We start from the raw sequence: 21,163 nt of genomic DNA, 5'->3' as shown, positions 1-21,163 counted from the left end.
ATTAATATGCCGTGCATATGAGTGCACCTTTGATCGAGCTTCGCCTGTGGCGCCAGTTCATTGCCGTTGCCGAGGAGCTTCACTTCGGCCGCGCCGCTGCGCGAATGCACATGACGCAGCCGCCCATGACGCAGGCTATTGCCAATCTGGAGCAGCAGTTGGGCGTGCGCCTGTTCGACCGCACCAAGCGCAGCGTGCAGCTGACCGCGGCGGGGCATGTGCTGCTGCCGGAAGCGCGCGAGCTGCTGGCGCGCGCCCAGTCACTGCCCGCCCATGGGCGCGCTGCGGCGCACGGGGAGCTTGGGCGGCTGCGGCTGGCGTTTGTATCGACGGTAGGGTTCAGCTTGCTGCCGCAATGGTTGCGCAGCTTTCGCGAAGCCAACCCGCAGGTCGCTTTCGAGCTGATCGAGGCGACGGGCGATGTGCAGCTGCAGCATCTCGAGCGCGGCGAAATCGATGCCGGCTTCATGATCCATTCGCCTGGTTTTGCGCCTGTGGGCCTGGAGCACCTGCGCATTGCGCGCGAGCCGCTGGTGCTGGCGCTGCCGCAGCAACACCCGCTGGCGACGGCAAGGGCGCTTGCGCTGCCTGCCGTGCTGGACGAGCCGCTGGTGATGTTCCCACGCCGCATCGTGCCGTCGCTGCACGACGCGCTGTTCGGCATGTATCACGCGGCAGGGCGCACGCCCCATGTGGCGCAGGACGCCATCCAGATGCAGACCATCGTCAACCTCGTCGCGGCGGGCCTGGGCATCGCCTGGGTGCCTGACAGCGTGCGGCAGTTCCAGCGGCCCGGCATCGTGTACCGGCAGGTGGGCGGCAAGCAGGCGCAGGCGGTGCCGGGCTGCGAGACGACGCTGGCGTGGCCAGCCGCGAAATCGGCCCATCCAACGCTGGCGCGGTTCGTTGAATTTGCGCGCCGGCAGGTCAGGGCAATGCCGCGCGGTTGAGCCATATCTTTCCCGCACAATACGCCGCATGGTTCTGACGTACCCCCACATCGATCCGGTCGCGCTGCAGCTCGGCCCTGTTGCCATTCACTGGTACGGCCTGACGTACCTTGCCGCATTCGGCCTCTTCATGCTGCTGGCCATGATGCGGCTGAAGCACCAGCCGTATGCGAGCGTTCAGGGGCCGAAGGCGTGGACGCGCAAGGACGTGGAAGACATCCTGTTCTTCGGCGTGCTCGGCGTGATCATTGGCGGCAGGCTGGGTTACTGCCTGTTCTACAAGCCCGCCTATTACGCGCAGCATCCGCTGGAAGTTTTCTTTGTGTGGCAGGGCGGCATGAGCTTTCATGGCGGCATGCTGGGCGTGATTGCGGCGCAGTGGTGGTTTGCGCACACGCGCAACAAGCCGTTCTGGCAGGTGATGGATTTCGTCGCGCCCTGTGTACCCACGGGGCTCGCGTCCGGGCGTGTGGGCAACTTCATCAATGGCGAGCTGTGGGGCCGGCAGGCGCCCGACTGGCTGCCGTGGGGAATGATCTTTCCGCAAAGCGGCGCGACGTTTGCCAGGCACCCCTCGCAGATCTACCAGTTCCTGCTTGAAGGGCTGCTGCTGTTTGTGCTGCTGTGGCTCTACGCGCGCAAGGATCGCGCGGTGGGCAAAGTGTCGGCCTGGTTCCTGATCGGCTATGGCGCATTCCGCTTCATCGCGGAGTTTTTCCGCGAGCCCGATGCGCACCTGATGTGGCTCAAGGACTCGACCGGTCTGTCGATGGGGCAGTGGCTGTGCGTGCCGATGATCGTCGCGGGCGCATTGCTGTGGCTGTGGGCGCAGCGGCGTGCGCAGGGCGCGGTGGCCGTTCGGGCCTGAGCCGCAGGCCCGAACCACCTGATGAATTAAGGGTTAAAACGTACTTGCCCCCGACGCGCAGCCACTCATAATTACGTGTAATTACAGGAAATTACCGAGCCCGAACGTCCATGCGCCTGGTCCACAACTCCATGCACGATGAAGTCGCCACGCAGCTGCGCGAGCGCATCTTCAATGGCGAGTTGATGCCCGGCACCTTTCTTGACGAAGTGCGGCTGGCCGAGCAATTGAGCATTTCACGCACGCCATTGCGCGAGGCTTTGAAGGTGCTCACCGCAGAGGGGCTGGTGCGGCACGAGCCGCGCCGCGGCTCGTTCGTCAATGAAGTGACCGAACAGGATCTCGACGAGATCTTTCCCGTGCTGGCTCTGCTCGAGGGCCGCTGCGCGCGCGAAGCGGCCGAGCACGCGACCGATGCTGACATCGCCACCCTGCAGGACATGCACGACAAGTTGCAGCGGCACGCCAAGGCCAAGCGCATCAACGATTGCTACGCCGTGAACTTCGCCATCCACGAAGCGATCATCGAGCTGGCCAACAACCGCTGGCTCGCGCAGGTGATTGCGGACTTGCGCAAGATCGTGAAGCTCGCGCGGCTGCAGCAGTTGCATGCGCCGGGCCGGCTCGACCAGAGTCTGGCCGAGCACATGGCGGTGTTCGCCGCCCTGAAGGCCCACGATGCCGAAGGCGCCGATGCGGCCATGCGCACGCACCTGAACCGCCAGCGCGTTGCGTTGCGCGAACTGTCGCGCCAGCCGCGATCCAGGCTCACACGATGATGGCGATCTTTGGCACCAGCGAGAGTGCGGACGTCCTGCCGCGCTCCACCCGCGAGCGGCTGAAGGCCACGCTGCGGCGCGACCGGGAAGCGCTGTCGCCACGCGTCCTGCGCCGCACGCTCACCGAGTTGCAGGCCATCGTCGATCCGCAGGTGAGCGAGGTGGAAGGCGGGCGCCTGGCCATGGGTGTGGCCGGCTGGTACGCGAAGGCGACGCCCGAGCAGCGGCGCGACTGCTGGCTGCTGATGAGCGAGCAGTTCGCGCCCGACGCCGCCAAGATCAAGGCGGCGCGTGAACACTATGAAGCCGCGCAAGGCACGGCTGATGAGGGCCAGGCCGAGATCCGCATGCGCAAGGCCTTCCTGTCGCCGCGCACGCGCCTGCTGCAGCGCTTTGCCGTCTTTCCTGAAGGCATGCGCTTTCTCGTTGATTTGCGTGCCGATTTGCTGCCCAGCCTCAAGGCCGACAAGCGGCTGCTGCCGCTGGACGCCGAACTGGAGGCATTGTTTTCGACCTGGTTCGACGTGGCCTTTCTGGAGCTGCGGCGCATCAGCTGGGACTCGCCTGCATCGCTGATCGAAAAGCTGATCAAGTACGAAGCCGTGCACGACATCCGCGGCTGGGCCGACGTGAAAAACCGCCTCGACAGCGACCGCCGCTGCTACGGCTTTTTTCACCCGCGGCTCAAAGACGAGCCGCTGATTTTTGTTGAGGTTGCGCTGGTCGATGAACTGGCCGCCAGCATCACGCCGCTGCTCGACGAGCACGCCGCGCCAGCAGAAATCGACAAGGCCACTACCGCCATCTTCTATTCGATCAGCAACACGCAAGTGGGCCTGCGCGGCGTGAGCTTTGGCGACTCGCTGATCAAGCGCGTGGTCGAGACACTGAAAGATGAATTCCCCAAGCTCAAGACTTTCGCCACGCTATCGCCCATTCCCGGCTTTCGCAGCTGGCTCGGCAAGCAGGCGGGCGAGATGCTCGCGCAGGCAAGTGCAAAGACGCGCAGTGAGTTGAAGAAGACGCTGGGCGCCGAACCAACGGCAGATGTGATCCTTGCCGCGCTCGACAAGCCACTGGAGCTCGCACCGAAGTCACCGCTGCGCCAGTGGCTGCTGTCCAGTGCGGCTTCGTATCTGGGCAAAGCGCAGCACGAGGGTAAACCCCTCGACGCCGTCGCTCGCTTTCATTTGGGCAACGGCGCGCGCGTCGAGCGGCTGAACTGGGCGGGCGACCCGTCTGCGAAAGGCATCAAGCAGTCTTACGGGCTCATGGTCAATTACCTGTATGACCTCAAGCGGCTCGACAAACATCGCGCGATGGCCGCGCAGGGACAAATCCCGATTTCGGGGGCGATAGAAGACCTGTACTTTTAGCGCCAGTGCGATTCATTCAAAACACACAGGAGACAAACCGATGAACAACAGCCTTTCCCGCCGCGACGTGCTTCGCGCAGCCGCAGCCGCCAGCGCTGCCTCACTCGCGCCGTTTGCATCAGCGCAAAGCGCATGGCCGGCCAAGCCGGTGATGCTGGTCGTGCCGTTCCCTGCAGGCGGTGGCACCGATGCGTTTGCACGGCCGCTGTCTGCGCAGTTCACCAAGCAGACAGGCAAGCAGCTCATCATTGACAACAAGGGCGGTGCGGGCGGCACGGTGGGCGCAAGCGTTGCGTCGCGCGCCGCGGCTGACGGCTACACGCTCTTCATGGGTGCGGTGCACCACACGATCGCGCCGTCGATGTACCCCAAGCTCGACTACGACCTGGAGAAAGATTTCATTCCCCTCACGCTCGTGGCCAACGTGCCGCAGGTGCTGGTCGTCAACCCGAAGCGCGTGGAAGCAAAGGACGTCAAGGAGTTCCTCGCGCTGATGCGCAAGAACCCCGGCAGGTACAACTACGGCTCGGCGGGCAGCGGCACATCGCACCACCTGGCAGGCGAGCTGTTCAAGCAGCAGACAAAGACCTTCATCACGCACATTCCGTATCGCGGCGCGGGGCCTGCATTGCAGGACCTGATCTCAGGCAGCGTTGACATCATGTTCGACGGCCTGGGTTCATCGTCGGCGCACATCAAGGGCGGGCGCATCACGGCGTTAATGGTGGCCGGTCCCAAGCGCAACCCGGCATTCCCCGATGTGCCCTGTGCGGCGGAAGTGGGTTTGCCCGACTACAACGTGACGACGTGGTACGGCCTGTGGGCGCCCAAGGGCACGGCTGCCGACATCCAGGCGCGTGTGATCGACGAGACGCGCAAGGCCATCCAGTCTGACGAGCTCAAAGCCATCTGGGCCAACAACGGCGCGGAATTCCCGAACCTGTCGCAGCAGCAGTTCGCTGCATTTGTCAGCACCGAAATCAGGAAGTGGGCGACGGTGGTGAAAGCCTCAGGAGCGAAGCTCGATTGATGCGAAGACTGATGAGCGACAACCAGAACCTGTTCGCCGCCTTGCGGGCGGCCTTTCCTGCGAACCTCGACGAGCACGCTGTCGAGACGGACAACGGCCTTGTGTATTCGTGGCGCGACTTGGAGCGCGCGACGGCAATGATCGCGAACCTGCTGCAAGCGCTGAAGCTGCCGCCAGGCTCGCGCATCGCGGTGCAGGTTGAAAAGTCGGTCGAAGCGATGATGCTGTACCTCGCGACGCTGCGCGCGGGCTACGTCTTCCTGCCGCTCAACACGGCCTACCAAAGCGCGGAGATCGAATACTTCATCGGCAATGCCGAGCCTGCCGTGGTGGTCTGCAGCACGAAGAATTTCGGCTGGGTGAGCAAGATTGCTTTCAAGGCCGGCACGCAACATGTGTTCACGCTCAATGACGACCGCACGGGCTCGCTGCTCGAGCGGGCAGCGCATCACAGCGACAAGCACGAGATTGCGAAAGCCAAGGCCGATGGGCTGGCCGCGATTCTGTACACGAGCGGCACCACTGGGCGCAGCAAGGGCGCGATGCTCACGCACGGCAACCTGCTGTCGAACGCGAAGGTGCTCAAGGACTATTGGGGTTGGCGCAAGGGCGACGTGTTGATTCACGCATTGCCGATCTTCCACGTGCACGGCCTGTTCGTGGCGATGCACGGCGCGCTGCTCAATGGCAGCAAGATGATCTGGCTCGGCAAGTTCGACCCGCGGCTGGCGATCGAGAAGATGCGCGAGGCGACGGTGTTCATGGGCGTGCCCACGCTGTATGTGCGCATGCTCGGCGAACGCACGCTCACGCGTGAGGCCGTCAGCCACATGCGCCTGTTCATCAGTGGCTCTGCGCCGCTGCTCATCGAGACCTTCAATGACTGGAAGGAGCGAACCGGCTTCACCATCCTGGAGCGCTACGGCATGAGCGAGACGGTGATGCTCACCTCCAATCCGTACCAGGAATGCGATGGCGAGCGGCGCGGTGGCACGGTGGGATTCCCGTTGCCGGGCGTGGGCGTGCGTGTGATGGACGACCAGGGCCAGCCCATGCCAGTGGGCGAGATCGGCGGCATCCAGGTGAAAGGGCCGAATGTCTTCAAGGGCTACTGGCAGATGCCCGAGAAGACGAAAGAGGAATTCACGGCCGACGGCTGGTTCAAGACCGGTGACGTTGGCAAGATCGACGAGCGCGGCTACATCACCATCGTCGGGCGCAGCAAAGACCTGATCATCAGCGGCGGCTACAACGTGTACCCGGCCGAGATCGAGGGCTACATCAACGAGATGGCCGGCGTGGCCGAAAGCGCGCTGGTGGGCGTGCCGCATCCGGATTTCGGTGAAGTGGGCGTGGCCGTGGTGATTGCCAAGCCGGGCGCGCAGCTCGATGGCGAGCAGATCGTCGCGCAACTCAAATCGAAACTCGCGAACTTCAAGATCCCCAAACGCTGCTTCATCGTGGACCAGCTGCCGCGCAACACGATGGGCAAGGTGCAGAAGAACCTGCTGCGTGAGGCGCACCGGGGGCTGTTTGTGCAGGGATTGGCGCGCTCTTAGGCAAGTTTCGGGGCCTGGAGCCGCCAGTTCTCGACTTGTCGAGTTGCTTCGGCAGCCATGCTCTGTTACAATAAAAGTCGTGATTCACGACAAAATTCATTTATAGTAGCAGTGAAAGGCGACAACCTGCCGGTACGAGACTTCGTTTGAGTTGTGATTTGCGACATTGAATTGGTAGTGATTCGCGACAAATTTACAGTTTTAAAATTGTATTTCGCGACAAACTACGCATGAGCACAGTCCCAATGAAGCAAAAGACGACACACGACGAGTCGTTGGTGCTCTACGCTGAGTTGAGCGCGGCAGACATTCGCACAATTCAGCGCAGGATGAAGGATGGAGCGTTCGAGCGCGTTCTTCCAGGCGTCGTCTCTAGCCGGCCTGCGCAAGAGTGGCCGGAGCTTGTCGCACGCAATCGCATCAGGGTCCTCGCCGCACTCTTTCCGGGAGCCGTTGTGGGCTTCAAGAGCGCTTTCATGGGAGGGGCGCCAGTCGGCGGCATCTTTCACTTGACGCACACATGGCGGCGCAAAGTCGAGCTACCGGGCATGACGGTTCAAACGCATGTTGGCCCTCCAGCAGTGCACGGCGACGCGCCCATGATGGGGCGAAACCTCTTCTTCCCTTCGCAATCACGAGTTCTGCTGGAGAACCTGGTGCGAAGTCGCGGTGAGAACGCCAAGTCCGCCGGCCAAGGGGCCGTTGAGAAGCGACTGATTGAAATTTGTGACGCTCGCGGGCAAGAGGCTCTCAATCGCTTGCGTGAGGAAGCCAGGGAGCTAGCACCGATCCTCGACATGGCGAGGGAGTTTGCTCACCTGGAAGGAATCATCGGCGGGATCTTGGGCACTCGCAAAACCCAAATGGCTAGCGTCGAAGGCAAGGCGATGGCAGCCAGGATTCCTTACGACTCAAAGCGCCTGGAACTGTTTGAGCGATTGGCGGCTGAACTTCGCGCCACGCCCCTCAAGCAGCCGGCAGCCGCACTCAAAACCGAGCGTGCCCGTAACCACTTCGCGTTCCTGGAGTCTTACTTCAGCAATTTCATCGAAGGAACCGAATTTGACGTGAGCGAGGCACGCGGTTTCGTGCTTGAAGGCAAGCCCATTACTGAGCGGCCGAAGGATTCGCACGACATCCTCGGAGTTTTCAGGCAGGCCATCAATCGCGGATGGGCGAATCAAACGCTCGCGGTCGGCGAGTCGATACAGGAGCAGCTCAGAGCCCGGCACGCCGACCAGATGAAGGAGCGACCGGAGGTGAACCCGGGAGAGTTCAAGACCGCGGCGAATCGTGCAGGGAACACTGAGTTCGTTCAGCCACGACTTGTTCGAGGAACGCTGGTAGAGGGTTCTCGTCTTTTGCCAACTGTTCCGGAAGGAACGGCGCGGGCGTTGCTGGCGATGTTCCTGATTTCGGAGGTGCACCCTTTCACGGACGGAAATGGACGGCTTGCGCGTCTCGTGATGAACGCAGAGCTCAGTGTGGCCGGCAGTTGCCGGATCATCGTCCCGACGCTCTTTCGTGAAGAGTACCTGGACTGTTTGCGGACTCTCACGCGCGCTGCAGACCCGGTCCCGTACATGAATGCTATGCAGCGTATCCACGAATGGACTGCTGCGTTTGACTATGAGGACCTGGACGGCGTCATTGACGTGATGACGAAGTGCAATGCGTTCGAGAGGTCGCCTATTCAATACAAGCTGCTGTGGCCATCCCAACTTGCGCCTCAACCCGCAGCGTCAGGACCTGGGAACTGACTCTCTGCCGCAACCTGATTCACGGATGAGTCGCCACTTCACATTTCTTAACGCTATTGCGCGCTCTGGCGGTCGTCTGCGCGCGTGTGGTCCGCGTTGAAGGTAAACAACTACAGGAGCCACCCGTGAAACGAACTCTTCAAACCATCGTGGCCGCTGCGGCTCTCGTCGCCGCCGGTCATGCGGCCGCGCAAATCACCTTCTATGAGGGCGAGGGCTATCGTGGTCGCGCCATGACGGCTGACAAGGAGGTCTGGAACTTCGACCGTACCGGCATGAACGACAAGACGTCGTCCATCGTCGTGGACCGTGGCCGCTGGGAGGTCTGCGAGCACGCCCGTTTCGAGGGCCGTTGCGTGATCCTTCGCCGTGGCAGCTATCCGTCGCTGCGCGACATCGGCATGAACAACACCATCTCATCCGTGCGCCCGGTGATGCGCGACAGGCCCGGCTTCGAGCAGCCGCAACCCGTGGCTGAGGTGCCTGACTACCAATGGCGCCGCCGCCCCAATGAGCGCGTGTATGAAGTGCCTGTGACTTCCGTGCGTGCCGTGGTGGGCACGCCCACCCAGCGCTGCTGGGTCGAGCGCCAGCAAGTGCCCGTGGCCGCACCGCGAAACGACCCGAATGTCGGCGGCGCTGTGGTCGGCGCGTTGATTGGCGGCGTGCTGGGCCACCAGGTGGGGCGCGGCGGTGGCCGTGATGCTGCCACGGCTGCCGGCGTGATCGGCGGTGCCGTCGTCGGCTCGAACGTTGGCAACTCGAACAACGGCACGGCCTACGCCGACCGCGATGTGCAGCGCTGCCAGACGGTGACGAACGCAACGCCCGAGTACTGGGACGTCACGTACAACTACCGCGGCGTGGAGCATCGCATCCAGATGACGGCGCCCCCTGGTGCGACCATCATCGTCAACGAACGCGGCGAGCCGCGCCAGTAAGCAGTGCGCACAAGGGTGCGCTAGCGCACCTGGCCGGCGAGCAGGTCCCAGTTGCCGATCTGCTCGTTGGTCTTGATCAGGCGTGCAACCAGCAGCTTGATGAAGGCCTTGTCGAAAGACGTCTGCAGGCCTTCTGAGGCCTGGCGCAGTGCGCCATTGAGAATCTCCAGCACCAGCACTTCCGATTCGGCCACTGCGGTGGCCGTTCTCATGGGCCGCTCGGGCTGCAGGTAGCACATCTCGCCGAGCGTCACGCCCGGCCCCAGCACCGTGAGCGTGAAGCTGTTGTGCCGGATGGCCACATTGCCTTCGAGCAGGATGCTGAACGACGTGCCCTCGGTCTGCTCGCGCATCAGCACATCGCCGCGCGAGAACGTGCGCAGCGTGCCCAGCCGCAGCGCTTCCCAGATCATCGCGTCGTGAAACTCGCTGAAAAACGGCAAGGCGCGCATCTGCGAGAAGCGCTCGGCTTCACGGTCCTTGGCTCGCCGTTCGGGCAACGCGCGGCTGACTGAAAGAATCGCATCGGCGAAGTCAGACCATTCCCGGTAGCGCTCACTGGGTGCCTTGCTCAATGCGCGCATTACCACGGCATCGACAGCGGGCGGCAAATCGGGCCGCAGCACGCGCGGCGGCGGCGGCATTTCGGTGTTGACCTTGTAGAGCGTCGTGAAGTCGTTCTCACCCTGGAAAGGGTTGCGGCCCGTGAGCAGTTCGTACAGCACGATGCCCAGCGAGAACATGTCGCTCTGGTGCGTGCAGACCTGCTCGCGCACTTGTTCGGGCGACATGTACGAGGGCGAGCCGACCAGGCCGGTGAGCTGCGTGACTTCACTGCGCATCGACAGCGCTGTGCCGAAGTCGGTCACCTTCACCACGCCGTTTTCCTGCAGGATCAGGTTGGCGGGTTTGATGTCGCGGTGAACCAGCCCCTTTTGCTGCGCGTGTTCGAGCGCGCTGCAGCACTTGAAGATCACGTCGAGCACCTGGGCTATGGGCAGCAGCCTGTCGGTGGTGGCATGCGAGGCCAGCGGCACGCCATCAATGAATTCGAGCACCAGGTACGGCGGGTGCGCGTCTTCATCCACGTCGAACATGCGCACCACGTGCGGGTGATTGAGCTGGCCGGCCATCTGCGCTTCATTGCGCAAGCGGCGGCGGTAGCGCTGCGCCTGCGCCGGGTCTTCAAGCAGGTGCGCGTGGATCTGCTTGATGGCCACGGGCCGCTGGTTGAAGCGGTCGAATCCGAGGAAGACGGTACTGCTCGCGCCGCGACCGATTTCGCGCTCGACGCTGTATTTGCCTATGGTCGCGGGCGTGGCGGGTTGCTGGGCCATGCGTGCACGTTACTTGGATTCGGTGCGCAAGGCAATTCGCAGGGTCATTCGCCGCCGCCGCAGCCGCCACCACCGCAACCACCATCGCCGCCACCGCCATCCCCGCTTGGCCCGCCAACGTCGCCGCCACCACCACCGCCGACGTCACCAAAGCCGTCGGTCCCGCCGTCAAAGCTCGCGCTGCCGAAGTCGCCACCGCAATACACGCCGGCGGTGCCGCCCGCTCCTTCGCCTGCGCGCCGCACCGAGTCGCAGTCGGCCACATACCGAAAGCCATCGGCAATGCCGAGCTTGGTATCAATGGCGAACAGGAGCGGCAGGCGCATGGGCTTGCGCGGGTTGATGTTCTCTTCCTTGCAGGTGAACCAGAAGCAGCGGCGCAGGCCGATGTTGGAGTTGCGCGCCTTGCCCAGCGCCACCGCAGGCGTGTGATGCATGAAAGTGCCGAAGGCGCGGTCGCAGAACTGCTGGTAGTTGCGTGTGTACAGAATGAATTCGTGCCACAGGTCATCAGCGACTTGCGACGGCATCGACACGAACTGCTTGCCGCTTTTGAGGTGCGACAGGAAGAACTGCCGCAATGCATGCGCCACCAGCTGGCAGTCTTTGAGCGAGAGCTCGGGGCGCTGCTTGCGAAGGCGCTCGAACAGGCCCATCGGAAATTCGAAGTTGCGGATGTACGCCTCGCGCTGGGCGGCCACCAGCTTGCGCCAGAGCGTGAACGCCAGGAAGGCGAGAACCGCGAGGACAAAGACGAGTCCGGGCGCCATCGGGCGTTGCTCCTCAGCCCACTGGCGGTTTGTCGCGAACGACGTAGCGCACGTAGTCGTCAGCGGCAGTGAAGTGATCGTAGAGGCGTCGCGCCTGCGCGTTGTCCTGCTGCGTCATCCAGTACAGGCGCGACCAGCCTTCGGCGCGCATCGCGTTGCGCAGCCACTCGATGAGTGCACGGCCTACGCCATGGCCGCGCGCCGACGGCAGCACGAACAGGTCTTCAAGGTAGCAAACAGGCAGCGCCTCCCAGGTGTTCTCGTGAACGACGCAGTTCGCAAAGCCATACACCTGGCCTTCGACCTCGGCCACCATGCACAGGATGGCCGAGTCCGGGTCGAGGATGCGCTTCCAGGTGCGGTTGGTGACCGCCTCGGGAACACGCGCCTGGTAGAACTCACAGTAGCCGGCCCAGAGGCGCCGCCACGCGGCTTCATCGGAGGGGAGGGCGGAGCGGACGACGGGCACAACCATGTGTGTCATTGTGCCGTGACCCGCTCCCAGGCGCTGGCTACAGCTGCCCCGCAAGCAGCACCGCAGCGTGGATCGCTTCACGCTGCGCGCCGTCGTGGATCTGGTGGCGGCAGCTTGTGCCGTCGGCCACGACGATGGCACCGGGCTTGGCGCGCACGGCAGGCAGCAAGCTCAGTTCAGCCATCTGCATCGACACATCGTGATGGCTCGCCTCGTAGCCGAAGCTGCCAGCCATGCCGCAGCAGCTCGACTCGACCAGTTCGCACTGCATGCCCGGCACGAGCTGCAGCACGTCGATGATGGGGGACACGACGGCGAATGCTTTCTGGTGACAGTGGCCGTGCAAGAGCACTTGCCGGTCGAGGGGCCGCAGCTTCGCCTTCAGCGCTTCCAGGTGACCCGCCTTGGCCTCGCGCGCCAGAAACTCCTCGAAGAGCAACGCAGCATCGGCAACGGCCTGCGCGTCTGTACCCAGCCCTATGGACAGCATCTCGTCGCGCAGCGTCAGCAGGCACGACGGCTCCAGGCCGACGACGGCGATGCCTTTGCGCGCAAAGGGCAACAGCGAGTCGACAACCTCTCGCGCTTTGGCGCGTGCTTCATCGACCATGCCGCTCGACAGGTACGTCCGGCCGCAGCACAAGTGTTTGCCATCGGCCTGCAGCTTCTGCGCGATGTGCACGGTGTAGCCCGCTGCCTGCAACACCTTCAACGCCGCTTGTGCATTGGCGGATTCGAAGAAGCCATTGAACGTATCGACAAACAGCACCACGGGCTTGGCGGCCGCCAGCACTTCGTCGCGCGTGGCAGTCTTGTGCGGTGTATTGAAGAAGTGCGTGCCCTGCCACTCGGGCAAGCTGCGCCGTGCACTGAAGCCCAGCAGTTTTTCGCCAAGCGATGCCAGCAACGGCACGCGATTGCGCAGGTTCAACAGCCACGCGAAGCCGCTTGCATGCGCGGCGTAATCGGGCAGCCTGGCGATCAGGCGGTCTTTCAACGTGTAGCCGTGTTTGGCCTTGTAGTGATGAAGAAATTCGATCTTCATCTTTGCCATGTCCACACCCGTCGGGCAGTCGCGCTTGCAGCCCTTGCAGCTCACGCACAAGTCCATCGCCTGCGCGACTTCTTCGCTCGCAAGGCCGTCGCTGCCGAGCTGGCCCGACAGCGCGAGCCGCAGTGTGTTGGCCCGCCCGCGCGTGAGGTGCTGCTCATCGCGCGTGACGCGGTAGCTCGGGCACATCGTGCCGGCGTCGAACTTGCGGCAGTGGCCGTTGTTGTTGCACATCTCCACCGCCTTGGCGAAGCCGTGTGCCGGGTCGCCGCCGGTGCCGGGCGCGGATGTGCGTTCGGTCGCCGGGTCGTTCTGCACGTCCCACGGTTGCCAGTCCAGCGCCGTCTTGAGCGGGATGACTTTGTAGCGCGGTGGAAAGCGCATCAGCCGCGTGTCGTCCATGCGTGGCGGGTTGATGATGCGGTTGGGCGCAAACAGCTGCTGCGGGTCGAACAACTGCTTGATCTGCGCGAAGGCCTCGTTGATCTTGGGGCCGAACTGCCACTCGATCCACTCGCCGCGGCACAAGCCGTCGCCATGCTCGCCGCTGTAAGCGCCTTTGTACTTGCGCACGAGGGCAGACGCTTCTTCGGCAATGGCGCGCATCTTGGGCGCGCCGTCTGTCCGCATGTCCAGGATCGGCCGCACATGCAGCGTGCCGACTGACGCATGCGCATACCACGTGCCCTTGCTGCCATGTTTGCGAAACACCTGCGTGAGCGCGTCGGTGTATTCGGCCAGGTGTTCGAGCGGCACGGCGCAGTCTTCGATAAAGCTCACCGGCTTGCCGTCGCCCTTGAGGCTCATCATGATGTTCAGGCCCGCCTTGCGCACGTCCCACAGCTTGCGCTGCGGCTCGGCATCGACCATGCGCACCACCGAGCCGGGCAGGCCCAGCTCGCCCATCAGCTCCACCAGTTCATCGACCTTGCGCACCAGCGCTGGCTTGTCATCGCCAGAAAATTCGACGAGCAAGACGGCGTCAGGCTGGCCGATCACCGCGCCGCGCACGATGGGCGCAAAGGCGGGGTTTTGCAGCGACAAGTCGATCATCGTGCGATCAACCAGCTCCACGGCGGTGAGCGATGGGCCGCCCATCTTCACGATGTGCTGCGCGCTGTCCATCGCCTTGTAGAACGTCGGGAAGTTCACCACGCCCAGCACCTTGTGCGTGGGCAAGGGTGCGAGCTGCAGCGTGAGCGATTTCGTCAGCGCCAGCGTGCCTTCGCTGCCCACCAGCAGGTGCGCAAGGTTGACCGATCCATCGGCGGTGTACGGCTTTTCATTCTGGTTGCGGAAAATGTCGAGGTTGTAGCCCGCAACGCGGCGCAGCACCTTGGGCCAGCGCGAATCGATCTCCGGTGCGAGCAGTGCCGCCATGGCCTGCACGCGCTCGCCAATGGCGCGGGCAGGCCCGGTGCTGTGCTCGAAACGGCCGAAGTCCAGCAACTGGCCGTCGGCGGACCAGGCTTCGATGCCCAGCACGTTGTGCACCATGTTGCCGTAGGCAATGCTGCGGCTGCCGCACGAGTTGTTGCCCGCCATGCCGCCCAGCGTGGCCTGCGCGCTCGTGGACACATCCACCGGATACCAGAGCCCCAGCTTCTTGAGGGCGGCATTCAAGTGGTCGAGCACGATGCCCGGCTCCACCTGCGCCGTGCGGTTCGCCGCATCCACGTGCAGGATGTTGCGCACGTGTTTGGAGTGGTCGATGACCAGGCCCGCGCCCACCGTCTGCCCGCACTGGCTCGTGCCACCGCCACGCGCGACGATGGGCACTTTCAAGTCGCGGCAGATGTCGAGCGCCAGCTTCACGTCGCCCGTCGTGCGCGGAATGAACACGCCTGTTGGCACGACCTGGTAGATCGACGCGTCCGTAGCGTAACGACCCCTGTCGGCACGCGAGAAGAGCACCTCGCCCGTCGTGTTCGACGCGAGCTGCTGCGCCAGCCGCCCGGCCACTTCATTGCTGGCTCGCGAAACCGCTTCGTAGGCCTGGCCGGCCGCCTGCTTCACTTCACTCGCGACCTTCATGGGCAGCGGCGCGTTCATCGCCGGCCCTGCGCTGTGTGCAAGTCCATGCCGCGGCGTATTTGTTCGATCACCACTTCGCGCTTGTTCTGCAAGTGTGATGACAGCACGTCACGCATCGCCTTCACGTCGCGTGCCGACAGGGCTTCAATCATTTGCTCGTGTTCCTTCATCGCCGCCTTCCACTTCTCGCCGTCCTGGTTGGAGCGAAAGCGCAGTGCCTGCAAGCGGGCATTGACCTGGTTGTAGGTGGCGGTGAGCACGGGGTTCTTGGCGGCGGCAACGATGGCGTTGTGGATCAGCGCATTGAGCCGGTAGTAGTTCGACAAATCCTTGCGCGTGTACGCGGCCATCATCTCGAAGTGCATCGCCTTGATCTCGTCGAGCTCGGCGTCGGTGATGCGTTCGGCAGCAAGCGCGCCCGACATGCCCTCCAGCCCCGCCATCACTTCGAAGGTGTCCACCACATCGGCTTCGGTGAGTGAGACAGCGATCGCACCGCGATTGGGAAGCAGCTCAACCAGGCCCTCAGCGGCAAGCATCTTGATCGCTTCGCGCAGCGGCGTGCGCGACACCTGCAGCACTTCAGCGAGCTCGCGTTCATTGAGTTTGGCGCCGGGTGCGATGTGGTTTTCCACCAGCATCTGCCGCAGGCGCTGTGCCACGTGGTCGTGCAGCGCGGCACGCGGAATGGCAATCACTTTGGCAGTCATGGCGCTATTTTGTATGCAAAATATGGGGGTGTAAAGACGCAGTCTTCGCTTTAGCCCGTATTGACAAGCAGATTTTGTATGCAAAAATTTGCCGAATCCTGACTCGAGGCCCCACATGCCCACGCTCGACTTTCATCCCACCGGCCGCCACTTCCTGCAGATCCCGGGGCCGTCGCCCGTGCCCGATCGCATCCTGCGCGCGATGAGCTATCCGACGATTGACCATCGCGGGCCGGAGTTCGGCGCGCTGGGCGTGCGGGTGTTGAAAGGCATCGCGCAGATCTTCCAGACCAAGCATCCGGTGATCATCTACCCCGCATCAGGCACAGGCGCATGGGAAGCTGCATTGACCAACGTCACCAGCCCCGGCGATCACGTGCTGATGTACGAGACGGGCCACTTCGCCAGCCTGTGGCAGAAGATGGCGACGCGCCTGGGTTTGAAGACAGAGTTTCTCGGCCTGCCGGGCATGGAGGGTTGGCGGCGCGGCGTGCAGGCGCACATGATCGAAGAGCGTTTGAAGGCCGACACGCAGCATGCGATCAAGGCTGTGTGCGTCGTGCATAACGAAACGTCCACCGGCGTCACCAGCAACATCCTGGCCGTTCGCAGAGCCATCGATGCGGCAAAGCACCCCGCGCTGCTGATGGTGGACAGCATCTCGGGCCTGGCCAGCGCCGACTACCGCCACGACGAGTGGGGTGTTGACGTGACCATCAGCGGCTCGCAAAAGGGCCTGATGCTGCCGCCGGGCATCAGCTTCAACGCGGTGTCGCCCAAAGCCATTGAAGCGAGCAAGACAGCCAAGATGCCCAAGGCCTTCTGGGCGTGGGACGAAATCATCGAGATGAACAAGGGCGGCTACTGGCCCTACACGCCGAGCACGAACCTGTTGTACGGTCTGGCCGAAGCGTGCGACATGTTGCTGGCGCCCGAGCACGGCGGCCTGCCAGCGGTGTTCGCGCGGCACCAGCGCTGGGGCGAAGGTGTGCGAGCCGCGGTGCGCGCATGGGGCCTGGACATTCAATGCGCCGACCCCACGGTTTACTCGCCCGTGTTGACCGGCGTGATGATGCCCGAGGGCATCGACGCCGACGCCGTGCGCCGCGTGATCTACGAGCGCTTTGACTGCTCGCTGGGCACCGGCCTGGGCAAGGCGAAGGGCAAGATGTTCCGCATCGGCCACCTGGGCGACTGCAACGACCTCACGCTGATGGCCGCGCTCTCAGGCTGCGAGATGGGCCTGAAGCTCTCGGGCGTGAAGCTCGCGGCCTCGGGCGTTGCCGCTGCCATGGACTTTTTCGCTTCGCATCCCGCGCCACAACTGCTGCAAAAGGCGGCCTGAGTCACTTCATATCCAGGAGACAAAACATGAAACGCAGAACCTTCGTCACCGCCACGGCCGCCGGCGCCGCCACACTCGCAGCGCCGATGTTGCGCGCACAGACGCTGCCCAACGGCCCCATCCGTATCATCGTCGGCTTTGCGCCGGGCGGCGGCACCGACATCCTCGCGCGCGTCATCGGCCAGAAGCTGGGTGAGATGTGGAAGACGCAAGTCATCGTCGAGAACAAGGCAGGCGCCTCCGGCACCATCGCTGCCGACTACGTGGCCAAGCAGCCCGGCGACGGCAACACACTGCTCATGGCGCACATCAACAGCCAGGCCATCACGCCCGGCCTGCAGAAGGTCAACTACGACCCTGCGAAGGACTTCCAACCCATCGTGCTCGTGGGCGTGACGCCCAACCTGCTGATCTGCAACGAGAGCCAACCCGCCAAGACGGTGGCCGCGCTCGTCGAGCTGTGCCGCGCCAACCCGGGCAAGATCAGCTTCGGCTCTGCGGGCACGGGCAGCGCGCAGCACCTGGCGCTGGAGATGTTCATGCTCGCCGCGAAGGTGAAGGCAATCCATGTGCCGTACAAGGGCTCGGGCCCGATGCTCACCGACCTGATAGGCGGCACCATCCAATACAGCTTCGACACGATGACGGCTGCCACGCCGCACGTGAAGAGCGGCAAGGCGATCGCGCTCGCGCAGACGCGCTTGCAGCGCGTGCCGGCTTACGCCAACGTGCCGACGATGGCCGAGTCGGGCTTCCCCGGCTTTGAGGCCACCACCTGGTATGGCCTGGCCGGCCCCGCGAAGATGCCTGCCGCCATGGCCAAGCGAATGAATGAAGACGCGAACAAGGTCATGCTGATGCCCGACGTGGTCGAGAAGCTGAATGCCTCTGGCGCGCAAGACGGCGGCGGCTCGCCCGAGAAGTTCGGCGAGTTCATGCACGCTGAGCAAATCAAGTGGGCCAAGATCATCAAAGACGGCGGCGTGAAAGGCGAGGGCTGATGCGACCTCTTCCGCTGCAGGGCGTCAAAGTGCTTGACGTCTGCCAGGTCATGGCAGGCCCGTATGCGTGCATGCTGCTTGGCGACCTCGGTGCCGACGTGATCAAGGTTGAGCCACCCGGCGGTGGCGACCAGACGCGCGGCTCGATGGGGTTCAAGATGAAGGGCCCCGACAGCATGGGGTTCCTCAACATGAACCGCAACAAGCGCAGCATCGCGCTCAACCTGAAGTCCAAGGCCGGGCGCGACGTACTCGTGCAACTTGCACGCGACGCCGACATCCTGATCGAGAACTACCGCCCCGGCGCCATGAAGCGCCTGGGCTTGGGCTACGACGACCTGAAGGCCATCAACCCGAAGCTGGTGTACACGAGCATCTCCGGCTTCGGCCAGACGGGGCCGTGGGCCGACCGGCCCGGTTTCGACTTGATGGCGCAAGCGATGTCAGGCGTGATGAGCGTGACGGGCTATCCGGGTGGCCCGCCCGTGAAAGCGGGCGTGCCCGTGGCCGACATCGGCTGCGCGCTCTTCGCTGTGTACGCCACGCTCGCTGCCTACATCGGCGCGAAAGGCTCGGGGCAAGGGCAGTATGTGGATGCATCGCTGTTCGATTCGGCGATTGCGTTTTCGATCTGGGACACGTGCGACTGGTGGGGCACCGGCAAACCGCCGCAGCCGCTGGGCACGTCGAACAAGATGACAGCGCCATACCAGGCGATGCGTTCGTCCGACGGGTACTTTGTGATGGGCGCGAACAACCAGAAGCTGTGGCAGTTGCTGTGCAATGTGATCGGCCGGCTCGACCTGCTGGCCGATGAACGGTTCACGACGATTTCGCTGCGCCTGCAGCATCGCGCGGAGCTGGAAGTGGAGCTGGAGAAAACCTTTGTGCTGCAGCCCAAGGACTACTGGGTCGATACGCTGCTCGCAGCAGGCATACCTGCAGGGCCGATCCTCACGTACCCCGAAGCATTCGAGAGCGAGCATGGCAAGGCGCGCCAGATGCGCATGGAGATCGACCATCCCATCGAAGGCAAAGTGCCCAACATCGGCTTCCCGGTGAAGCTCGGTGGCACGCCCGCGCAAGTGCGCAGGCATCCGCCCTTGCTCGGTGAGCATCGCGCAGAAATTTTGTCGCAGCTCGGGCTCAATGCCGCGCAGCAAGCCGAGCTGGAGCAGCAGGGAGCATTCGCGGTATGAATGATGGAACGGTTCGCCTGGAGATCAACGGCGCGGTCGCGACGGTCACGTTCGACCGCCCCGCAGCGCGCAACGCCATGACGTGGGCGATGTACGAGGGCTTGATCGATATCTGCAAGCAGCTGCGCGAGAACAAGTCAGTTCGCGTCGCCATGCTGCGCGGCGCGGGGCACGAAGCATTCGTCGCCGGCACGGACATCGAGCAGTTCAAGGCATTCACCTCGGGCGCGGATGGTGTTGCTTACGAGACGCGCATCGACGAATGCATTGCGCCGCTGGAGGCACTGCCCATTCCCACGGTGGCGGTTGTCGAAGGCTGGTGCGTTGGCGGCGGGCTGGTGATTGCAACCGCGTGCGACATCCGCATCGCAACGCCGACTTCGCGCTTTGGCGTGCCGATTGCGAAGACGCTGGGCAATTGCCTGTCGGCCACCAACCTCACGCGGCTCGTTGCTGCATTTGGCAGGCCGCGCGTGCAGCGCATGCTCATCGCCGCAGAAATCATCGCGGCGCATGAGGCGAGGGCGTGCGGCTATCTGGCGCAGGTGGTGGAGGCTGACGCTATTGACGCGGCGGCGCAGGCGCTGTGCGCGCAAGTTGCCGCTCTTGCGCCTGTGACGCAGGCCTCGACCAAGCTCGCGCTACAGCGGCTGCTGCTCGCCAACTTGCCCGATGTGGACGACATCATTGCGCGCACGTATGGCAGTGACGATTTTCGTGAGGGCGTGAGTGCCTTCACGCAAAAGCGCCCGCCGGCGTGGGCGGGGCGCTGAGTTCAACGGCCAGGGTTCGGCTGCGGACACATCCGAAGGCAGGGGGTTCGGAACGAGCGGGCGGCAATTGATACTCATCGGGGCCTGTACTTCAAACTCGCCCTCAACACACTCATGCCCTCCATTTGCTGTCTCAATTTTTCCTTCCGGCCCCGCACCGCGCCGAACCAGCCGCCGAACCATCCGTTGAACCAGCCGCCTAACGACCAGCAGACCGCGACTGCGGCCCCGCCTGAGCACGCGCAACCGATGCCATCGCCCGTCGAGGAACACGCCGAGATACTGCCCGCGCAACCGCAATCATCGGTAGTGGACGGGCGCCTGGGGCACATGTACGGGCTGAATTTGCATGTGAGCGAGGCGCTGAAGTCGCAAGACCTGTGCGATCAGATCCAGGGAGTCCACGCCGGGGCCTGGTTCGAGTTCGGCGATAAGGGCCTGATTAAGGCGCGCTACGACGCGAAAGAAAACGAGATTGTGATGTTTCGTGGCCCATGTGCCGTCACGCTAAAACTATCGCCAGACAAGACCCACGTGACCGGACTGATTGGCCAGCCAGCCGTCTCACAAGCTGAGCTCGAGCAGTTCGACATCGATGGCATATTGAACTGGAATGCACTTCGCATTGCTATCGGCCGGGTCGCGCCGACGTGTCTGGATGAACCGCAGCCTGAAAGCAGCCGGGCAGTCCGGCCGGATGATCCCGATTCACCGCAATTGGGGGGAAGATCGGCGTCGAATTTTAATTGGCAGCCACCAGTGGCCGGCCCTTCCAGTGCGCAGCGCGCTGTGCCTGATAGCGGACCTGGTGCACACATCGTGTCGTTGGCGCAGCCCTTACCAGTCGAACAAGTCATTGCGGCGCCCGCACTTCGCAATCGAGCGGTGACCAGGAATGTGTTGGTCGTGGACGAGCCGTCTGCGCGAGCCGGTCACACCATTTTTGGCTGGTTCAATTTAGACAAAAATGCACTTTGTGTTCTCGACGGCCCGGAACTGAACCGCAGCCTCTTTAACTTGAACAAGGCTGGCGACCGTGTTGTCAGCATCACGACGGATCTACCGCCACTCGCGGGCATCCCGCGGCTGGAGAACCTTGGGATCATCTATCGTGGTGTGTGCCCGAGTAGCTGACTTCCAGCCGTGACGCGGTGCGGCAATGGCGTTGCCGCAGACCGCCCCGCCTGACTTATCCTGTGCGTTGT

At 63.5% G+C, this 21,163-nt stretch carries 18 protein-coding genes; 13 read left to right on the top strand and 5 right to left on the bottom strand.

Translation table 11 applies throughout. The annotated features are described in order from the left end of the window. The first annotated feature begins 17 nt into the window (after nucleotides 1-17). The 8 genes from GHT07_RS08505 to GHT07_RS08470 all read left to right on the top strand — a co-directional run bounded on the left by GHT07_RS08505 (nucleotide 18) and on the right by GHT07_RS08470 (nucleotide 9,263). Complete coding sequence (locus tag GHT07_RS08505; protein WP_153584660.1) at nucleotides 18-950, top strand: LysR family transcriptional regulator; 933 nt, start codon at nucleotides 18-20, stop codon at nucleotides 948-950. A gap of 28 nt (nucleotides 951-978) precedes the next feature. Further along, on the top strand, nucleotides 979-1,818 hold the full coding sequence (gene lgt / locus GHT07_RS08500) for a prolipoprotein diacylglyceryl transferase (protein ID WP_153584659.1): 840 nt from the start codon (nucleotides 979-981) through the stop codon (nucleotides 1,816-1,818). Between the two features lie 110 nt (nucleotides 1,819-1,928). Beyond that, complete coding sequence (locus tag GHT07_RS08495; protein ID WP_153584658.1) at nucleotides 1,929-2,597, top strand: GntR family transcriptional regulator; 669 nt, start codon at nucleotides 1,929-1,931, stop codon at nucleotides 2,595-2,597. Further along, on the top strand, nucleotides 2,579-3,973 hold the full coding sequence (locus tag GHT07_RS08490) for a malonyl-CoA decarboxylase (protein ID WP_407646608.1): 1,395 nt from the start codon (nucleotides 2,579-2,581) through the stop codon (nucleotides 3,971-3,973). Before GHT07_RS08495 ends, GHT07_RS08490 begins: the two co-directional genes overlap by 19 nt. Before the next feature lie 40 nt (nucleotides 3,974-4,013). Next, nucleotides 4,014-5,003 carry a Bug family tripartite tricarboxylate transporter substrate binding protein gene (locus GHT07_RS08485; protein ID WP_153584656.1) on the top strand — a complete coding sequence of 330 codons (990 nt, stop codon included), beginning with the start codon at nucleotides 4,014-4,016 and terminating at the stop codon, nucleotides 5,001-5,003. Next, nucleotides 5,003-6,562 (top strand): malonate--CoA ligase, encoded by a 1,560-nt coding sequence (locus tag GHT07_RS08480; RefSeq protein ID WP_228488249.1) that lies wholly within the window; start codon nucleotides 5,003-5,005, stop codon nucleotides 6,560-6,562. The genes GHT07_RS08485 and GHT07_RS08480 overlap by 1 nt, the downstream gene beginning before the upstream one ends. Before the next feature lie 245 nt (nucleotides 6,563-6,807). Further along, nucleotides 6,808-8,322 carry a Fic family protein gene (locus GHT07_RS08475; RefSeq protein ID WP_153584655.1) on the top strand — a complete coding sequence of 505 codons (1,515 nt, stop codon included), beginning with the start codon at nucleotides 6,808-6,810 and terminating at the stop codon, nucleotides 8,320-8,322. A 125-nt stretch (nucleotides 8,323-8,447) separates the two neighbouring features. Then, nucleotides 8,448-9,263, top strand: coding sequence for a beta/gamma crystallin-related protein (locus GHT07_RS08470; protein WP_323740847.1), 816 nt, complete (start codon nucleotides 8,448-8,450; stop codon nucleotides 9,261-9,263). A gap of 20 nt (nucleotides 9,264-9,283) precedes the next feature. Here GHT07_RS08470 and GHT07_RS08465 read toward each other — a convergent pair whose 3' ends face one another. From GHT07_RS08465 to GHT07_RS08445, 5 genes are read right to left on the bottom strand one after another with little or no spacing between them, the layout of a single operon-like run. Beyond that, the gene (locus tag GHT07_RS08465; RefSeq protein ID WP_153584654.1) at nucleotides 9,284-10,600 is read right to left on the bottom strand and encodes a protein kinase domain-containing protein; all 1,317 of its coding nucleotides are present in this window, start codon (nucleotides 10,598-10,600) and stop codon (nucleotides 9,284-9,286) included. Nucleotides 10,601-10,644: 44 nt separating this feature from the next. Beyond that, a complete protein-coding gene (locus GHT07_RS08460) occupies nucleotides 10,645-11,370 on the bottom strand; it encodes a glycine-rich domain-containing protein (protein WP_153584653.1) in 726 nt (241 codons plus the stop codon). Nucleotides 11,371-11,383: 13 nt separating this feature from the next. After that, on the bottom strand, nucleotides 11,384-11,845 hold the full coding sequence (locus tag GHT07_RS08455; protein WP_153584652.1) for a GNAT family N-acetyltransferase: 462 nt from the start codon (nucleotides 11,843-11,845) through the stop codon (nucleotides 11,384-11,386). A 37-nt stretch (nucleotides 11,846-11,882) separates the two neighbouring features. After that, nucleotides 11,883-14,948, bottom strand: coding sequence for an FAD-binding and (Fe-S)-binding domain-containing protein (locus GHT07_RS08450; protein ID WP_194792883.1), 3,066 nt, complete (start codon nucleotides 14,946-14,948; stop codon nucleotides 11,883-11,885). Next, complete coding sequence (locus GHT07_RS08445) at nucleotides 14,945-15,640, bottom strand: GntR family transcriptional regulator (RefSeq protein ID WP_153584651.1); 696 nt, start codon at nucleotides 15,638-15,640, stop codon at nucleotides 14,945-14,947. Before GHT07_RS08445 ends, GHT07_RS08450 begins: the two co-directional genes overlap by 4 nt. Before the next feature lie 115 nt (nucleotides 15,641-15,755). On the opposite strand from GHT07_RS08445, the gene GHT07_RS08440 reads away from it, so the two are divergent. The 5 genes from GHT07_RS08440 to GHT07_RS08420 all read left to right on the top strand — a co-directional run bounded on the left by GHT07_RS08440 (nucleotide 15,756) and on the right by GHT07_RS08420 (nucleotide 21,092). Next, a complete protein-coding gene (locus GHT07_RS08440) occupies nucleotides 15,756-16,985 on the top strand; it encodes a pyridoxal-phosphate-dependent aminotransferase family protein (RefSeq protein ID WP_153584650.1) in 1,230 nt (409 codons plus the stop codon). Between the two features lie 26 nt (nucleotides 16,986-17,011). Beyond that, nucleotides 17,012-17,986: a Bug family tripartite tricarboxylate transporter substrate binding protein gene (locus tag GHT07_RS08435; protein ID WP_153584649.1), complete on the top strand. Its 975-nt coding sequence runs from the start codon at nucleotides 17,012-17,014 to the stop codon at nucleotides 17,984-17,986. Beyond that, entirely contained in the window at nucleotides 17,986-19,185 is a 1,200-nt protein-coding gene (locus GHT07_RS08430; RefSeq protein WP_153584648.1) for a CaiB/BaiF CoA transferase family protein, read from the top strand. Before GHT07_RS08435 ends, GHT07_RS08430 begins: the two co-directional genes overlap by 1 nt. Then, on the top strand, nucleotides 19,182-19,958 hold the full coding sequence (locus tag GHT07_RS08425; RefSeq protein ID WP_153584647.1) for an enoyl-CoA hydratase/isomerase family protein: 777 nt from the start codon (nucleotides 19,182-19,184) through the stop codon (nucleotides 19,956-19,958). The genes GHT07_RS08430 and GHT07_RS08425 overlap by 4 nt, the downstream gene beginning before the upstream one ends. Before the next feature lie 114 nt (nucleotides 19,959-20,072). Then, nucleotides 20,073-21,092 carry a hypothetical protein gene (locus tag GHT07_RS08420; protein ID WP_153584646.1) on the top strand — a complete coding sequence of 340 codons (1,020 nt, stop codon included), beginning with the start codon at nucleotides 20,073-20,075 and terminating at the stop codon, nucleotides 21,090-21,092. Nucleotides 21,093-21,163 lie beyond the last annotated feature (71 nt).

The organism is Caenimonas koreensis DSM 17982 (genome assembly GCF_009646335.1).
Classification (GTDB): Bacteria; Pseudomonadota; Gammaproteobacteria; order Burkholderiales; family Burkholderiaceae_C; genus Ramlibacter; species Ramlibacter koreensis.
Note: the sequence above shows the minus strand (reverse complement) of the source record. Positions and strands in the feature narration are given on the sequence as shown.

What these genes read in the sequence shown, in the direction of transcription:
- GHT07_RS08505 (WP_153584660.1), top strand. Translation starts at nt 18, where the DNA reads ATGAGTGCACCTTTGATCGAGCTTCGCCTGTGGCGCCAGTTCATTGCC.
- lgt (WP_153584659.1), top strand. Translation starts at nt 979, where the DNA reads ATGGTTCTGACGTACCCCCACATCGATCCGGTCGCGCTGCAGCTCGGC.
- GHT07_RS08495 (WP_153584658.1), top strand. Translation starts at nt 1,929, where the DNA reads ATGCGCCTGGTCCACAACTCCATGCACGATGAAGTCGCCACGCAGCTG.
- GHT07_RS08485 (WP_153584656.1), top strand. Translation starts at nt 4,014, where the DNA reads ATGAACAACAGCCTTTCCCGCCGCGACGTGCTTCGCGCAGCCGCAGCC.
- GHT07_RS08480 (WP_228488249.1), top strand. Translation starts at nt 5,003, where the DNA reads ATGCGAAGACTGATGAGCGACAACCAGAACCTGTTCGCCGCCTTGCGG.
- GHT07_RS08475 (WP_153584655.1), top strand. Translation starts at nt 6,808, where the DNA reads ATGAAGCAAAAGACGACACACGACGAGTCGTTGGTGCTCTACGCTGAG.
- GHT07_RS08465 (WP_153584654.1), bottom strand. Translation starts at nt 10,600, where the DNA reads ATGGCCCAGCAACCCGCCACGCCCGCGACCATAGGCAAATACAGCGTC.
- GHT07_RS08460 (WP_153584653.1), bottom strand. Translation starts at nt 11,370, where the DNA reads ATGGCGCCCGGACTCGTCTTTGTCCTCGCGGTTCTCGCCTTCCTGGCG.
- GHT07_RS08455 (WP_153584652.1), bottom strand. Translation starts at nt 11,845, where the DNA reads ATGGTTGTGCCCGTCGTCCGCTCCGCCCTCCCCTCCGATGAAGCCGCG.
- GHT07_RS08450 (WP_194792883.1), bottom strand. Translation starts at nt 14,948, where the DNA reads ATGAACGCGCCGCTGCCCATGAAGGTCGCGAGTGAAGTGAAGCAGGCG.
- GHT07_RS08445 (WP_153584651.1), bottom strand. Translation starts at nt 15,640, where the DNA reads ATGACTGCCAAAGTGATTGCCATTCCGCGTGCCGCGCTGCACGACCAC.
- GHT07_RS08440 (WP_153584650.1), top strand. Translation starts at nt 15,756, where the DNA reads ATGCCCACGCTCGACTTTCATCCCACCGGCCGCCACTTCCTGCAGATC.
- GHT07_RS08435 (WP_153584649.1), top strand. Translation starts at nt 17,012, where the DNA reads ATGAAACGCAGAACCTTCGTCACCGCCACGGCCGCCGGCGCCGCCACA.
- GHT07_RS08430 (WP_153584648.1), top strand. Translation starts at nt 17,986, where the DNA reads ATGCGACCTCTTCCGCTGCAGGGCGTCAAAGTGCTTGACGTCTGCCAG.
- GHT07_RS08425 (WP_153584647.1), top strand. Translation starts at nt 19,182, where the DNA reads ATGAATGATGGAACGGTTCGCCTGGAGATCAACGGCGCGGTCGCGACG.
- GHT07_RS08420 (WP_153584646.1), top strand. Translation starts at nt 20,073, where the DNA reads ATGCCCTCCATTTGCTGTCTCAATTTTTCCTTCCGGCCCCGCACCGCG.